Origin of the sequence: Streptomyces sp. NPDC014870 (assembly GCF_043081505.1) — a bacterium.
Lineage (GTDB): Bacteria > Actinomycetota > Actinomycetes > Streptomycetales > Streptomycetaceae > Streptomyces.
Map to the genome: position 1 here is coordinate 343,384 of NZ_JBIBWQ010000007.1, position 13,974 is coordinate 357,357.

The 13,974-nt window shown below is 72.9% G+C and carries 12 protein-coding genes; 8 read left to right on the forward strand and 4 right to left on the reverse strand.

Going from position 1 to position 13,974, the window contains the following annotated elements:
* Positions 1 to 54: 54 nt before the first annotated feature.
* From ACF09C_RS21940 to ACF09C_RS21950, 3 genes are all read left to right on the forward strand, one after another.
* The gene (locus ACF09C_RS21940) at positions 55 to 351 is read left to right on the forward strand and encodes a hypothetical protein (RefSeq protein WP_392093464.1); all 297 of its coding nucleotides are present in this window, start codon (positions 55 to 57) and stop codon (positions 349 to 351) included.
* Positions 352 to 444: 93 nt separating this feature from the next.
* On the forward strand, positions 445 to 1,389 hold the full coding sequence (locus tag ACF09C_RS21945) for an MBL fold metallo-hydrolase (RefSeq protein ID WP_392093466.1): 945 nt from the start codon (positions 445 to 447) through the stop codon (positions 1,387 to 1,389).
* 147 nt (positions 1,390 to 1,536) lie between these two features.
* Positions 1,537 to 2,991, forward strand: a complete 1,455-nt coding sequence (locus ACF09C_RS21950; protein ID WP_392093468.1) for a DUF4157 domain-containing protein — start codon at positions 1,537 to 1,539, stop codon at positions 2,989 to 2,991.
* Here the strand turns inward: ACF09C_RS21950 and ACF09C_RS21955 are convergent.
* Entirely contained in the window at positions 2,978 to 4,237 is a 1,260-nt protein-coding gene (locus tag ACF09C_RS21955; protein ID WP_392093469.1) for a glucarate dehydratase family protein, read from the reverse strand. The two genes, ACF09C_RS21950 and ACF09C_RS21955, sit on opposite strands and share 14 nt — an antisense overlap.
* 156 nt (positions 4,238 to 4,393) lie before the next feature.
* Between ACF09C_RS21955 and ACF09C_RS21960 the strand changes: the two genes are divergently transcribed.
* A complete protein-coding gene (locus ACF09C_RS21960; protein ID WP_392093471.1) occupies positions 4,394 to 5,416 on the forward strand; it encodes a phosphotransferase family protein in 1,023 nt (340 codons plus the stop codon).
* 6 nt (positions 5,417 to 5,422) lie between these two features.
* A complete protein-coding gene (locus ACF09C_RS21965) occupies positions 5,423 to 6,637 on the forward strand; it encodes an acyl-CoA dehydrogenase family protein (protein WP_392093472.1) in 1,215 nt (404 codons plus the stop codon).
* A gap of 6 nt (positions 6,638 to 6,643) precedes the next feature.
* Here the strand turns inward: ACF09C_RS21965 and ACF09C_RS21970 are convergent, their stop codons facing one another.
* The 3 genes from ACF09C_RS21970 to ACF09C_RS21980 all read right to left on the reverse strand — a co-directional run bounded on the left by ACF09C_RS21970 (position 6,644) and on the right by ACF09C_RS21980 (position 9,815).
* Positions 6,644 to 7,237 carry a TetR/AcrR family transcriptional regulator gene (locus ACF09C_RS21970; RefSeq protein WP_362421232.1) on the reverse strand — a complete coding sequence of 198 codons (594 nt, stop codon included), beginning with the start codon at positions 7,235 to 7,237 and terminating at the stop codon, positions 6,644 to 6,646.
* A gap of 74 nt (positions 7,238 to 7,311) precedes the next feature.
* Entirely contained in the window at positions 7,312 to 9,051 is a 1,740-nt protein-coding gene (locus ACF09C_RS21975; RefSeq protein WP_392093474.1) for an AMP-binding protein, read from the reverse strand.
* Positions 9,048 to 9,815, reverse strand: coding sequence for an SDR family oxidoreductase (locus tag ACF09C_RS21980; RefSeq protein ID WP_392093476.1), 768 nt, complete (start codon positions 9,813 to 9,815; stop codon positions 9,048 to 9,050). Before ACF09C_RS21980 ends, ACF09C_RS21975 begins: the two co-directional genes overlap by 4 nt.
* A gap of 151 nt (positions 9,816 to 9,966) precedes the next feature.
* Between ACF09C_RS21980 and ACF09C_RS21985 the strand changes: the two genes are divergently transcribed.
* The 3 genes from ACF09C_RS21985 (at position 9,967) to ACF09C_RS21995 (ending at position 13,971) form a co-directional block, all read left to right on the forward strand.
* Positions 9,967 to 11,223, forward strand: a complete 1,257-nt coding sequence (locus tag ACF09C_RS21985) for an exo-beta-N-acetylmuramidase NamZ domain-containing protein (protein WP_392093477.1) — start codon at positions 9,967 to 9,969, stop codon at positions 11,221 to 11,223.
* An 87-nt stretch (positions 11,224 to 11,310) separates the two neighbouring features.
* Positions 11,311 to 12,681, forward strand: coding sequence for an erythromycin esterase family protein (locus ACF09C_RS21990; protein ID WP_392093479.1), 1,371 nt, complete (start codon positions 11,311 to 11,313; stop codon positions 12,679 to 12,681).
* A gap of 84 nt (positions 12,682 to 12,765) precedes the next feature.
* Positions 12,766 to 13,971: a serine-threonine protein kinase gene (locus tag ACF09C_RS21995; RefSeq protein WP_392093481.1), complete on the forward strand. Its 1,206-nt coding sequence runs from the start codon at positions 12,766 to 12,768 to the stop codon at positions 13,969 to 13,971.
* Positions 13,972 to 13,974 lie beyond the last annotated feature (3 nt).

Here is a 13,974-nt window from a genome sequence, read left to right on the forward strand (position 1 = left end):
CATCCAGGGCTACCCTGAACCACGTCACATCACACCCCCCACAGAGGCGATGTCATGACCCTTCTCCACCAAGAGCACCCCACCCATGAGCACGACCACGGCCCCTCCTGCGGGCATCCGGCCGTCGAGCACGAGGGGCACGTGGACTACGCCCACGACGGGCACCTCCACCGGGAGCACGAGGGCCACTGGGACGAGTGCGAGCGGACGCAGCACCAGGCGCACGACGGGCACACCCACCAGCACGGGCCCGCGTGCGGACACGAGGCGGTGGCCCACGGCGACCACGTCGACTACATGCACGACGGGCACCGCCACGCGGCGCACGACGGGCACTGGGACGACCACTGAGCTTCCCCCCGGCCGGGCCCGACTGGCAGGCTTTCGCCCTGTCAGTCGGGCCCGTCTGTCAGTCGGGCCCGTTCTCGTCGTCCGGGGGTCTTCATGTCCGCCCACGCCGCCACTCCGTCCACCTCGACGCCCCCTGCCGAGCCGTATGTCGTGGCGCTCGCGCCGGACGTGCACGCCTTCGTCCAGCCCGACGGCGGCTGGTGCCTGAACAACGCCGGATTCCTGGGCGACGCGCGTGAATCCCTGCTCGTGGACACGGCCGCCACCGAGCGCAGGGCCAGGCTGCTGCGCGCGGCGGTGCTCGCGGAGGGGCTTGCGCTCCCCCGGACGATCGTCTCGACGCACCATCACGGCGACCACACCTACGGCAACGGGGTGTTCGCGCCCGAGGACCGGGTCGTCGGCCACGACAACTGCCGGGCCGAGCAGATCGCCGCCGGGCGCCAGCTCCATCTGATCTGGCCACAGACCGACTTCGGCACGGTGGAGGTGACCCCGCCCTCGCTCACGTACAGCGAGCGACTCACCCTCCACGTGGGCGGGCTCGAGGTGCGGGTGCTGCACCCGGGGCCCGCGCACACCACCGGCGACTCGATCGTCCATGTCCCCGAGCGCGGGGTGGTGTTCACCGGGGACCTGGTCTTCCACGGCGGGACGCCGTTCCTGCCGATGGGTTCGCTGGCGGGTTCGCTGCGCGCCCTCGACCTGCTGCGCTCGCTGGCCGCGCCGACGGTGGTGCCGGGCCACGGGCCGGTGACGGACCCGTCGGCGTACGACGCGACCGAACGGTATCTGCGCTGGGTCGGCGAGCTGGCCCACGAGGGGTACGCGAAGGGGGAGACGCCGCTGGAGACGGCGCGCGCCGCGGATCTCGGGGAGTTCGCCGCCTGGCGCGAGAGCGAGCGCCTGGTGGCCAACCTGCACCGCGCGTTCGCGGAGCTGAGCGGCCTCCCGGAGGGTTCGCCGCTGGATCCGGCGACGGTCTTCGGGGACATGGCGGCGATGAACGGCGGCGTGCCGGTGGCCTGCCACGCGTAGCCCGGCGCCCGGGCGCACTCCCTGAGGGTCTTTCGGGCCGTACGGTACGTCCCCGGGGGCGGGACACTCTGCCCCGCCGTACCTGGTGGGGCGTCACCGCGCGCGGGTATACCGGGAGGCAGACGACCGGCGCCCGAAGGGACCTTCATGTACGACCGCGCGAGCAGCCGAGCAGCGAAGCGGCGGGACGCCTCGGCGGACCGCACCTCCCCGGCCCCGGCGGGTGCGCCCGCCGAGGCCCTGCTCGCTCTCCAGCGCTCGGCGGGCAACGCCGCCGTGGTCCAGCTGCTGCGCCGGGCCGGCGCCGCCCGGGGCGAGCACCGGCACGGCGCCGGCTGCGGCCACGAGGAGGAGGCTCCCGCGGTCCAGCGCTCGGCCGTGCACGACGTCCTGCGCGGCGGCGGACGGCCGCTCGACGAGGGGAGCCGCACCGACATGGAGGCGCGCTTCGGCGCCGACTTCTCCGACGTGCGCGTCCACACCGACACCGCCGCCCAGGCCTCCGCCGCCGCGCTCGGCGCCGCCGCCTACACCTCCGGCAGCCACATCGTCGCCGGAGCGTCCGGCCTCGACCGGCACACGCTGGCCCACGAGCTGACCCATGTCCTCCAGCAGCGCAAGGGGCCGGTGGCGGGCACGGACCGGGGCGACGGGCTGAGCGTCAGCGACCCCTCGGACCGGTTCGAGCGCGAGGCGGAGGCCACCGCCCACCGGGTGATGCGGGGCGGCCCGGCGAGCGCCGCCGCCGGCGAGGCGTCCGCTCAGGCCGCGGAGGCCTCTGCGGGGACCGGCGACATCCAGCGCATGCCCCAGTACCCGGGCAAGATCGACGACGAGGTACGGAGGCTGGTCGACCAGGCGGCGTGGTGCGTCGACGACTACCTCAACTCGTACGCCGACTGGCAGGCGAACCGCCACAAGCCGAAGTGGCTCATGCTCAACGGGGACCTCAACGACAACGTCCAGTACGTGGACGAACTGATCGGCGCGCCCCAGGGCCGGAGTGAGGCCGAGGTGCTGGCGGCCATCGAGACGGAGATCCGCGCCCGCCAGGCGACCACCGGCGCCGAGACGATGGCGAGTTCCCAGGCGGCCGCGCTCGCCGCGAAGCGCAAGCTCGTCCTCGGCCGGACGGGCGACACCGGCCCCTGGGCCACGTACCAGCAGGGCAAGCCGCAGACACCGGGGCGCCTGCCCGAGGACGCGCGGATGGGCCGGCGGCTGAACACCGCCAAGTGGTCCGTTCCGGTCAACTACGCCTTCATGGACGGCGGCATCGCGGAACGCGCCGTGTTCAAGATCATCACCAGTCTCGGGTCGCAGATCGAGTCCATGCTGATCGCCGGTCAGCTCCACGCGGGCAACTTCTGGCAGGAGGTGGAGAGTCTGGGCGACGGCGCGCTCTGGGACAGCAACAAGTCGGCCGACGAGGGCGGCCCCCAGGCGATGCTGGGACACGAGATCCTCCAACTCCTCGAGTCCGGCTACCAGTTCTTCGGCCGGGAGAGCACCTGGGCCCAGGGGGCCCGCCTCGTCGCGATCCACCCGGACCGGCCCGCGCCCGCGCCCGGGGACAAGACCCAGCCGATCACGCTCCCCTGAGCCCCTGGGGCCGCAGCCTGCGCATCGCGGCGGCGTCGTCGCGGTCGCGGTGGGTGCCGTCGTCCTCCAGCCAGCGGCGGTGCAGGGCGGCGAGCGCGTCCCGGTCCAGTTCGACGCCGAGGCCGGGCGCGTCGGAGACCACGAGGTGCCCGTCCCGGAACTCGGGTCGGGCGGTGACGACGTCCTCGGTCTGCCAGGGGTAGTGCGTGTCGCAGGCGTGGTCGAGGTGGGGCAGGGTCGCGGCGACCTGGGTCATGGCGGCGAGGCTGATGCCGAGGTGGGTGTTGGAGTGCATGGAGAGCCCGACGCCGTACGCGCGGCAGAGCGCGGCCAGTTCGCGGGTGCGGTGCAGTCCGCCCCAGTAGTGGTGGTCGCACAGGACGATCCGTACCGCGCCCGCGGCGAAGGCCTCGGGGACCTCCTCGAAGGTCGTCACGCACATGTTGGTCGCGAGCGGCACGTCCGTGCGGGAGGCGACCTCCGCCATGGTGGGCGTACCGCTCGCCGGGTCCTCCAGGTACTCCAGGACGCCCTTGAGCTCCCGCGCCACCCTCAGCGAGGTCTCCACGGACCAGGCGCCGTTGGGGTCGAGCCGGAGCGGACGGCCCGGGAACTCCTCGGCGAGGGCCCGGATCGCGGCGATCTCCTCCTCGGGCGGGAAGACCCCGCCCTTGAGCTTGAAGGAGCGGAAGCCGTACGCGCGGTCGAAGCGGCGGGCCTGGGCCACGATGCCGACCGGGTCGAGGGCCGCGCCCCAGTCGTCGGTCCCCGCGTACTTGTAGAAGAGGTACGCGCTGTACTCGACGGAGTCGCGGACCTTGCCGCCGAGCAGCGCGTGCACGGGCAGGCCGAGGGTCTTGCCGAGCGCGTCCAGGCAGGCGACCTCGAAGGCCGAGACGACGGAGAGACGGAGCTTGTCGGCGGTCTGGACCCCGCGCAGGCCGCCCGCGTCGACCCGCTCGTCCACCGCCCCCGAGTCCCCGCACACCCGCTCGGCCAGCGCGAACAGGCCGTTCACGTCCGTGACCGACCGACCCGGGAGTGCCTCGGCCAGCGGCCTGGCGAGCTTCAGATACTTCCCGTCGCCGTAGGTCTCCCCAAGGCCGACCACTCCGCCCCGCGTCACCACCTCGACGATCAGGCGGGGGGTGAGGGGCTGGTGGACACCCTGGGTGTTGAGCAGCGGCGGGTCGGTGATCAGGATCGGGGTCAGCCGGACGTCCTCGACAAGCAGCTCTGGATTCATATGTGAACCATATTCAGGGAGCGGACCACAAGCCAGACCGCGGACCCCTCTTTCCGCGATCGGCCGGCACCAGGCGCCGCCCCACCCTGGACGACATACCGACTGGTCGGTCATCATGAACGCCGACCCGTCCCCCGTCCCCGGAGGTAACGCACGATGAGTTCAGCCCCGCCCCCAGGTCTCGACCCCGAGCGGTTGCGCGGATTCCTCGACCGGGAACGGCCCGGGCTCGTGCGCGGCCCCCTCGACGCCCGGCTGATCGAGGGCGGCCGGTCGAACCTGACGTACGTCGTCTCCGACGGCACCGACCGCTGGGTGGTACGCCGGCCCCCGCTCGGCCATGTCCTCGCCACCGCGCACGACATGAAGCGCGAGCACCGGGTGATCAGCGCCCTGCACACGACGGCCGTCCCCGTGCCGGAGCCCGTGCTCCTGTGCGAGGACGAGTCGGTCCTCGGGGCGCCGTTCTACGTCATGGAGTTCGTCGACGGCACCCCGTACCGCTCCGCCGAACAGCTCGCCCCGCTCGGCCCCGAGCGCACCCGCGAGGCCGTCCTTGGCCTGGTCGACACCCTCGTCGACCTGCACGCCGTCGACCCCGCCGAGGTGGGGCTCGCCGACTTCGGGCGGCCCGAGGGCTTCCTCGACCGCCAGCTGCGCCGCTGGGGCAAGCAGCTCGACGCCTCCCGCAACCGTGAGCTCGCCGACATCGACGAGCTGCACGCCGCGCTCGGCCGCGCCCTGCCTGCCTCCGCCGCCCCGGCCGTCGTCCACGGCGACTACCGCCTCGACAACGTCCTGATCGGCGCCGACGACCGGATCAAGGCCGTCCTCGACTGGGAGATGTCCACACTCGGCGACCCGCTGACGGACCTCGGGCTGCTCGCCATGTACAGCGCGAAGCTCGACCTCCCGCACTCCCCCGTCTCCACCACCGCCGGGGCCGCCGGGCACCCGGACCCGGCCGAGCTGATCGAGCGGTACGCCACCCGCTCGGGCCGCGACACCTCCGCCATCTCCTGGTACACGGCCTTCGCCTGGTTCAAGCTCGCCGTGATCCTGGAGGGCATCCACTACCGCTACACCCTCGGCCAGACCGTCGGCGCGGGCTTCGACCGCATCGGCGACCTCGTCCCCGTCTTCATCGAGCACGGCCTCACCACCCTCCAGGAAGGCTGATCCGCCATGGACTTCGCATTCGACGCGCGCACCGAGGACCTGCGGGAGAAGCTGCTCGCCTTCATGGACGAGCACGTCTACCCGGCGGAAGCCACCGCCCACGAGCAGCGGGCGCTGCTCGCCTCGCCCTGGGACACCCCGGCCGTCGTGGAGGAGCTGAAGGCCGAGGCCCGCCGCCAGGGCCTGTGGAACCTCTTCCTCCCGGACGCCGAGCACGGGGCCGGCCTGACCAACCTCCAGTACGCGCCGCTCGCCGAGATCACCGGCCGCAGCCCGCAGTTGGCCCCGACGGCTCTCAACTGCGCGGCGCCCGACACCGGGAACATGGAGGTGCTCGCGCAGTTCGGCGACGAGGCGCAGAAGAAGCAGTGGCTGGAGCCGCTGCTCGCCGGGGAGATCCGGTCGGCGTTCGCGATGACGGAGCCCGAGGTGGCCTCCTCGGACGCGACCAACATCGAGACGCGGATCATCCGCGACGGCGACGACTACGTGATCAACGGGCGCAAGTGGTACATCTCCGGGGCGATGAACCCCGACTGCCGGATCTTCATCGTCATGGGCAAGACCGACCCCGACGGCACGGACATCCGCCGCCAGCAGTCGATGATCCTCGTGCCCCGCGACACCCCGGGCGTCGAGGTCCGCCGGGCGATGCAGGTGTACGGGTACGAGGACCACTCCCACGGCGGCCATGCCGAGGTCCTCTTCCACGACGTCCGCGTCCCGGCGACGAACCTGATCGGCGAGGAGGGCGGCGGCTTCGCCATCGCCCAGGCCCGGCTCGGTCCTGGCCGGATCCACCACTGCATGCGGCTGATCGGCATGGCCGAGCGGGCGATCGAGCTGATGTGCCGGCGGGCCGTCTCCCGTACCGCCTTCGGCAAGCCGATCGCCCAGCAGGGTGTGGTGCAGAACTGGATCGCTGACGCCCGGGTGACGGTCGAGCAGCTGCGGCTGCTCGTCCTCAAGACGGCCTGGCTGATGGACACCGTGGGCAACCGGGGCGCGCACACGGAGATCCAGGCCATCAAGATCGCGACCCCGCGCGCGGTGGTCGACATCCTCGACCGGGCCGTCCAGGTGCACGGCGCGGGCGGGGTGTCGCAGGACTTCCCGCTGGCCGAGCTGTGGGCCGGGGCGCGGACGCTGATGATCGCGGACGGACCCGACGAGGTGCACCAGCGGTCGCTGGCCCGGCGGGAGCTGAAGAAGTACCTGTAGGTCGCGTTACGGCCGCAGGGCGCGCAGCAGAAGGTCGGCGAGGTGGTCGGCGACCTGCTGCGGCGTCATCGGGCCGTCCGGGCGGTACCAGGTGGACAGGTGGTGGACCGAGCCGAAGTGGTAGTCCACCACCAGGTCCGCCGGGGTCGTCGAGGAGAAGACCCCGGACCGCTGACCCTCCTCGATGAGGGCGCGGAAGCGCTCGTGGTAGCGCCGCCGCTCGGACCGGACCTGCTTGTTCTTCTCCGGGCTGAGGTGGTGCATCGAGCGGAAGAAGATCGAGGCGTCGTCGAGGTTCTCGATGGTGGTCACCACGACGTCCGCCGCGGCGTCCCGCAGCCGCTGCTCGACCGGCGCGTCGGCCTGCGCGAAGGCGTCGAGCCGCTCCTGCTGGAGCCGCAGCACGCGCGCGTAGACCTCCTGGAGGAGGTCCTCCTTGGAGCCGAAGTAGTGGTAGAGCGCGCCCTTGGTGACGCCCGCCGCCTCCACGATCTCCTGGACGGAGGTGCGGTCGTACCCCTGCTCCGCGAAGAGCCGGGTGGCGGCGGCCAGCAGCCTCTGGGGGACGGGGGTACCGCTCCCGTCCGTCGTCCTGGCCATGCGCCGCCGCCTTTCTCGCGTGATCACCGTGGGGGTGTCGGGTCTGCCGTGGGTGGGGTGTCCACGTGTCGTGTCTACCGGTGGGAACGCAGTTCCCTCCGGAGGATCTTCCCACTTGTCGTCTTGGGCAGCTCCGCCAGGATCTCGACCTCGCGCGGGTACTTGTACGCGGCGAGCCGCTGCTCGCAGTGGGCGGAGAGCTCCGCGGGCTCGACGGAGGCGCCCGGGCGCAGGCTCACGTACGCCTTGACCGTCTCGCCCCGGTAGGCGTCCGGGATGCCGACGACGGCGGCCTCGCGCACGGCCGGGTGGGTGTAGAGGACGTCCTCCACCTCCCGGGGCCAGACCTTGAATCCGGAGGCGTTGATCATGTCCTTCTTGCGGTCGACGACGTAGAGCCAGCCGTCCGTGTCCATGAAGCCGATGTCGCCGGTCCGCAGTTCCCCTTCGGGGAACGTGGCGGCGGTGGCCTCGGGGAGCCGCCAGTAGCCGGGCACGACCTGCGGGCCGCTCACCGCGATCTCGCCGTGCTCCCCGAACGGCACCTCGGCGCCGTTCTCGTCAAGGATCCGGACGACGGTCTCGGGTCCGGGGACGCCGACGGAGAGGGTGCCGGAGGCGGGGTCGACCGGGGCCTCCTTCTCGGGCGGGACGGCGGCGCAGGGGGCGGTGCACTCGGTGAGCCCGTAGCCGTTGTGGAGGTACGGGCCGAAGCCGGCGCGGAACTTCTCCACCAGGGCCGGCGGGACCGGGGCGCCGCCCGAGGAGACGACGAGGAAGGAGGCGAAGTGGTCGCGGGTGGCGGCCGGGTGCGCGGCGAGGGCCATGAAGGCGGTGGAAGGGCCCACGGTGTAGGCGGGACGGTGCTCGAGGAAGGCGTCGAGGACGACCCCGGCGTCGAAGCGGTAGGCGAGGACGAGGGTGCCCGCGTTGCCGAAGCAGGCGGCCAGCTCGCAGACGAGCCCGGTGATGTGGAAGAGCGGGGCGAGCGCGAAGTAGCCCGCGCCCGCGGGGACGGGGTGGCCGGTGCGCTGGCGTTCGGCGTTGTAGGCGATGCCCCGGTGGAGGTTGAGGGCGCCCTTGGGGGTGCCGCTGGTGCCCGAGGTGTAGCTGATCAGGGCCACGTCCTCGGCGGCGGGGTCGCGGTCCCCGGGGGCGGGGTGTCCGGCGCGGGCGACGGCGAGAAGGTCGTCGGCGTCCGTGTCCACCCGCGCGAAGGCGAGGACGCGCGGGTCGTCGCGGGTCTGGAGGTCCCGTTCGCAGGCCGTGAGGGGGATCCGTACGGAGGTGCCGGCGACGGTCTCCCGCAGGAAGCTCTCCCAGGCGCGGTCGGAGCAGACGAGCGCGGTGGCCCCGGAGTCCCGCAGGGCGTGCCCGACCTCGCCCGCCTTGTACATGGGGTTGAGCGGGACGACCGTCGCGCCCGCCTTCCAGGCGCCGAGGAGGGCGAGGACGAAGTGCGGGCTGTTCTGCAGCATGATCGCCACCCGGTCGCCCCTGGCGAGGCCGCGGGCGGCGAGGTGTCCGGCGACCGAGTCGGAGAGCGCGTCGGTCTCGCGGTAGCTCAGCCGGCCGTCGAAGTAGGCGAGGGCCGGGTGTTCGGGGGCGCGCGCGACGGCGGCGCGGAAGGCGTGCAGCGGGGTGGCGGGCGGCGCTATCGGGGCGCGCTGGGCCTCGGTGAGCTGCCCGAGCCAGGGCCTGGCGGCGTAGCGGGAGCCGGTGGGGTGATCCGGCCCGGCCGGGGAGCCGGGGCGGTGATCCGGCGCGGTCGGGGAGCCGGGGTCGGTCGGGGAGCCGGGGTCGGTGGCGGTCATGCGCCGGCCCCTTCCCACTTCCGCTGAATGTGGTTCATGTTCCCGAGCCAGCGCTCGGGGTCGGTGGCGCGCGCCTGGTAGAAGGCGGCGACCTCGGGGTGCGGGAGGACGAGGAAGCGGTCGGCCTCGATGGCGTCCATGAGCGAGTCGGCGACGTCCTCGGGCTCGATGGCGGTCGGGGTGAGGACGAGTTCGCCGGCGGATCCGGCGGCGGTGAGCATGTCCGTACGGACGCCCTGCGGGCAGATCGCATGGACCTTGAGGCCGCGGTGGCGGTAGGTGAGCGAGAGCCATTCGGCGAAGGCGTACGCGCCGTGCTTGGAGACGCTGTACGGGGCCGCGCCGACCATCGTGAGCAGCCCCGCGGCGGAGACGGTCGAGACGAAGCGGCCGCTGCCGCGCTCCAGCCAGTCGGGCAGCAGGGCGCGGGCCGCGCGGACGTGGGCCATGACGTTGACGTCCCAAGCCGCGGCCCAGACGGCCTCGTCGGCGAAGGCGTCGCCGCCCGAGGCGAGTCCGGCGTTGGCGCACCACACGTCGACGGTGCCGCCGAGCGCCGCGCGGGCCTCCTCGACGATCTCCGAGGCGTCGCCCGGGACGGCGGTGGCACCGATCTCCTCGGCGACGGCCTTGGCGCGGTCGGGGTCCAGGTCGTTGACGACGACCCGGGCGCCCTCGCCGGCGAACCGGCGGGCCAGCGCGGCCCCGATCCCGCCGCCCGCACCCGTGACGACCACTCCGGAACCCTGCACCACCGTACTCATCGAGACCCGCCTCTCCGTTGCGACAGTACGAGCAGACTAACCAGTCGGTATGTAACGGCGGAAGTCCCCTGCGCACGCCTCGTTCCCAGGGGCCGTCAGGAGCGCTACGGTGCGTGGCCATGTCAGGGAAGGCGATCAAGGAGGTTTGCGCATGAGCCGGTCGAGCCTGTCGAGACGCGGTGTGCTGGCCGCCGGCGGCGCCCTCGGGATCGCCGCGGTGGCCGCCCCGGCGGCCGAGGCCCACGAGGGGGGCGGCGGCCGGCGGGTCCGTACCGGGTTCGAGCGGCTGGCCGCCGACGGGTACCGGGCGCTCGCCGGGGAGCGCGTCGGTGTCGTCACCAACCCGACCGGGATCACGGCCGACGTCCGGCACATCGTCGACGTCATGCACGCCGACGACCGGGTGGACCTGGTGGCGGTCTTCGGCCCCGAGCACGGTTTCCGGGGTACGGCGCAGGCCGGCGGCTCCGAGGGCCGCTACGACGACCCGGCGACCGGGCTGCCCATCTACGACACGTATCTGAAGAGCGGGCAGCCGCTCGCGGACGTCTTCACCGCCTCGGGCGTGGACACCGTCGTCTTCGACATCCAGGACGTCGGCGCCCGTTTCTACACGTACATCTGGACGCTCTACGACTGCATGGTGGCCGCCGAGCTGGCGGGGAAACGGTTCGTCGTCCTGGACCGGCCGAACCCGGTGACGGGGCGGGCCGCGCTCGGCCCGGTCCTCGACCGCGCGTTCGCGACGTTCGTCGGGCGCGAGCCGATCGCGCAGGCGCACGGGATGACGGTCGCGGAGCTCGCGCTGCTGTTCAACGCCGAGTTCCTGGCCCGGCCGGTGGAGCTGGAGACCGTACGGATGTCGGGGTGGCGGCGCTCGGACTTCTTCGACGGGACAGGCCTTCCGTGGGTGCCGCCGAGCCCGAACATGCCGACGGCCGACACCGCGCTCGTCTACTCCGGCACCTGCCTCTTCGAGGGGACCAATCTCTCGGAGGGCCGTGGCACCACCCGCCCCTTCGAACTCCTCGGCGCGGAGGGGATCGACCGGCGGTGGGCGGAGGCCGCGAACGCGCTCGGGCTCCCCGGGGTGCGGTTCCGGGAGGCGTACTTCGCGCCGACCTTCTCCAAGTTCCAGGGGAAGACGGTCGGCGGGGTGCAGGTGCACGTGGCCGACCGGGCCGCCTTCGACCCGGTACGGACCGGCATCGGGCTCCTCGTGAGCGCCACGCGCGCGTGGAGCGGCTTCGCCTGGCGCCCGGACAACTGGATCGACAAGCTGACCGGCTCGACACGGGTGCGGACCCTGATCGACGCGGGCGCGGACGTGGACGAGGTGGTGGGCGCGTGGGGCGCGGACCTTGCCGCGTTCCGGGCGGTGCGGAGGGAGTACCTGCTGTACCGGTGACTGGGGCCCATGAGGGGGATATCCCCCGGTCGGACCGGGGTGCGGGCAGGTTGGCGGCGGTCGGCCCGCCGCCGCCAGGCTTGCCCCATGGAAACGATCACTCGACACCGCTTACCCCTGGTGGGCGCGGCCCTCGCGCTCTGCATGGCCGCGCTCGCCCCTGCCGCTGTCGCTTCCGAGTCCGCGTCCACCTTCGCTTCCGCTTCCGCGCGGGCGGACGCCTCGGCGACGGCGCCCGACCCCGCCCGTGAACTCGCCCACAGCGCGCGGGCCCTGACCGACCTGCGCCCGCTGGAGCGGATGATCGGCTCGGCCAAGGTCGTCGGGATCGGCGAGGCGACCCACAGCTCGGCCGAGTTCTTCGAGAGCAAGCACCGGATCTTCGAGCACCTGGTGGAGCGGAAGGGCTTCACCACCTTCGCCCTGGAGGCCAACTGGTCGGCGGGGCTGCGGATCGACGACTACGTGCGGTTCGGCAAGGGCGATCCGAAGCGGATCCTGGACGAGGAGTTCCAGAACGCCTACCGCTTCTGGAACACCGAGGAGTACCTCGACCTGATCGTCTGGATGCGGCAGCACAACCTGCGTCACCCGGACCACCCGGTGCGGTTCATGGGCAACGACCTCGGCTACGCGGGGCCGGAGCTCTTCGACAAGGTCACGGGCTATGTCGCCCGTACGTACCCTCGGCTGCTGCCGCGCTTCCAGGAGCTGTACCGGGCCTCGCGGCCGGTCGGTTCCGTCGACTCCTGGATGAACGCCTACATGGCGAGGCCGCTGGAGGAGCGGAGGCGGCTGGCGGCCGAACTGAACCGTGCGCTGGCTCTGCTCGAGCGCCAGAAGCCGGGCCGGGACCGCGAGGAGCACACCTGGACGGTCCAGCACGCGCGGGCGATCGCCCAGGTCGGCACGGAGATGGCGCACGATGTGGCGAGTCCCTCGGGGGTGGCGGAGGCGATGCTGTACCGCGACCGGATCATGGCCGAGAACACCGTGTGGTGGCAGCGGGAGACCGGCGACCGGATGCTGCTCTCCGCGCACAACGGGCACGTCGGCTACGAGACGACGAAGCCGGACCAGTACCCGCGTCTCCAGGGAGCCTTCCTGCGCGACGCGCTGGGCCGGGACTACGTGAGCGTGGGCGCCTCCTTCGGGAAGGGCTCGTTCAACGCGCACGACACCGGGGCGGCGGGCGAGCCGATCAGGAGCTTCACGGTCGGGCTGCCCGGTGCCGGGGACAGCGGTGCCGAGACCCTGGACCGGGTCTCCCCGCGCCCCTTCTACCTGGACCTGCGGACGACGACTCCCGCGGCCAGGAGCTGGCTGAACGTGCACCGGCCGGCCTGGCTGGTCGGCACCGCGTACCCGTGGGAGGGCAGCCAGGCGCCCGTCCGGCTCGCCACCGCGTACGACGTGCTCGTGCACTTCCCGGAAGTCTCGGCGGCGCGCCTGCGCTGAAAACCTGGCCGTCCCTCCGCGCGCGCAGGATGCTGGCGCGGAACGAGTCGCTCGACGCGGAGGGACGGGCAGACCATGGCCGGCATGAGTGTGGAGCCGTACCGGGAGATCACTTTCGACAAGGACGGCGACGGGGCGGCGGGCGGGCGGGCGGAGCTCGCCGGCCTGGCCGCCCGAGGCGTCACGGATGTGGTGGTGTTCGCCCACGGGTGGAACAACACCCCTTCCGTGGCACGGGGGTTGTACGAGCGCTTCTTCGCCCCCTTCCCGGGTGCCCTGGGGCCGGGCGCACGCGTCGGGTACGCGGGGGTGGTGTGGCCGTCGATGATGTTCTCGGACGAGCCGATCCCCGACGTCGAGTCCGTGGCGGCCGTGCACCCGGGCAAGGAGGCGGTGGTGGGGCGGATCGCGACGCTGCTGGCCGAGCAGCCGGACGACGAGGCGGCGTTCGCCGAGTTCGGCGCACTGCTGCGGGCGCTGACCGACACGGAGGGCTCGCAGGCCTTCCACACCGACGATCGGGCCGTGCCCGACTTCCTGCTCGCGGACACGGTGGCGGTCTGCGCGATGTTCACCGACGCGCTGGAGGAGGCGGCGGGTCCCGGGAGCGTACCGACCCCGCGCGAGGCGTTCGGCGGCGGGCGGCTGACGCGGTACTGGAAGGGCGCCAAGGAGGCGCTGCGGCAGGCCACGTACTACACGATGAAGCGGCGGGCCGGCGTGGTCGGCGAGCGGGGCCTCGGCCCGCTCCTGGGCGAGGTCGCCCGCTCCTCCCCCGGTCTGCGCTGCCATCTCGTCGGGCACAGCTTCGGCGCCCGCCTCGTCGCGTTCGCGCTGCGCGGGCTGCCCGCCGGGGCGCGGAACGTGGCGTCGGTGACACTCCTCCAAGGGGCCTTCTCACACTACGCGTTCGCGGCACGCCTGCCGCACGAGCAGGGACGCGGCGGCGCCCTGCGGGACCTCCAGGCCCGGGTCGAGGGCCCGGTGGTGGCCTGCTACTCGCGCCACGACACCGCCCTGCGGGTCTTCTACCCCCTGGCCTCCCGCCTCGCCAGGGACGCCGACTCCCTGCTCGGCACGGACAAGCGCTGGACGGCCGTGGGCCACGACGGCATCCAGGCCGTCCCCGACACCCCCACCCTCCCCCTCTCCCGCGCCCTGCGCGACGGGCTCCCGGCGTCAGGGTGCGTGAACGTGGACGCGGCGGAGGTGGTCGGCGAGCACAGCGACATCTGCCATCCGGAGCTGGCACGGGTGGTGGTGTCGGCGGGGCGGATCGGACGGCGGTAGACG

What these genes read in the sequence shown, in the direction of transcription:
- ACF09C_RS21985 (WP_392093477.1), top strand. Translation starts at nt 9,967, where the DNA reads ATGAGCCGGTCGAGCCTGTCGAGACGCGGTGTGCTGGCCGCCGGCGGC.
- ACF09C_RS21995 (WP_392093481.1), top strand. Translation starts at nt 12,766, where the DNA reads ATGAGTGTGGAGCCGTACCGGGAGATCACTTTCGACAAGGACGGCGAC.
- ACF09C_RS21945 (WP_392093466.1), top strand. Translation starts at nt 445, where the DNA reads ATGTCCGCCCACGCCGCCACTCCGTCCACCTCGACGCCCCCTGCCGAG.
- ACF09C_RS21940 (WP_392093464.1), top strand. Translation starts at nt 55, where the DNA reads ATGACCCTTCTCCACCAAGAGCACCCCACCCATGAGCACGACCACGGC.
- ACF09C_RS21955 (WP_392093469.1), bottom strand. Translation starts at nt 4,237, where the DNA reads ATGAATCCAGAGCTGCTTGTCGAGGACGTCCGGCTGACCCCGATCCTG.
- ACF09C_RS21990 (WP_392093479.1), top strand. Translation starts at nt 11,311, where the DNA reads ATGGAAACGATCACTCGACACCGCTTACCCCTGGTGGGCGCGGCCCTC.
- ACF09C_RS21970 (WP_362421232.1), bottom strand. Translation starts at nt 7,237, where the DNA reads ATGGCCAGGACGACGGACGGGAGCGGTACCCCCGTCCCCCAGAGGCTG.
- ACF09C_RS21965 (WP_392093472.1), top strand. Translation starts at nt 5,423, where the DNA reads ATGGACTTCGCATTCGACGCGCGCACCGAGGACCTGCGGGAGAAGCTG.
- ACF09C_RS21950 (WP_392093468.1), top strand. Translation starts at nt 1,537, where the DNA reads ATGTACGACCGCGCGAGCAGCCGAGCAGCGAAGCGGCGGGACGCCTCG.
- ACF09C_RS21975 (WP_392093474.1), bottom strand. Translation starts at nt 9,051, where the DNA reads ATGACCGCCACCGACCCCGGCTCCCCGACCGACCCCGGCTCCCCGACC.
- ACF09C_RS21980 (WP_392093476.1), bottom strand. Translation starts at nt 9,815, where the DNA reads ATGAGTACGGTGGTGCAGGGTTCCGGAGTGGTCGTCACGGGTGCGGGC.
- ACF09C_RS21960 (WP_392093471.1), top strand. Translation starts at nt 4,394, where the DNA reads ATGAGTTCAGCCCCGCCCCCAGGTCTCGACCCCGAGCGGTTGCGCGGA.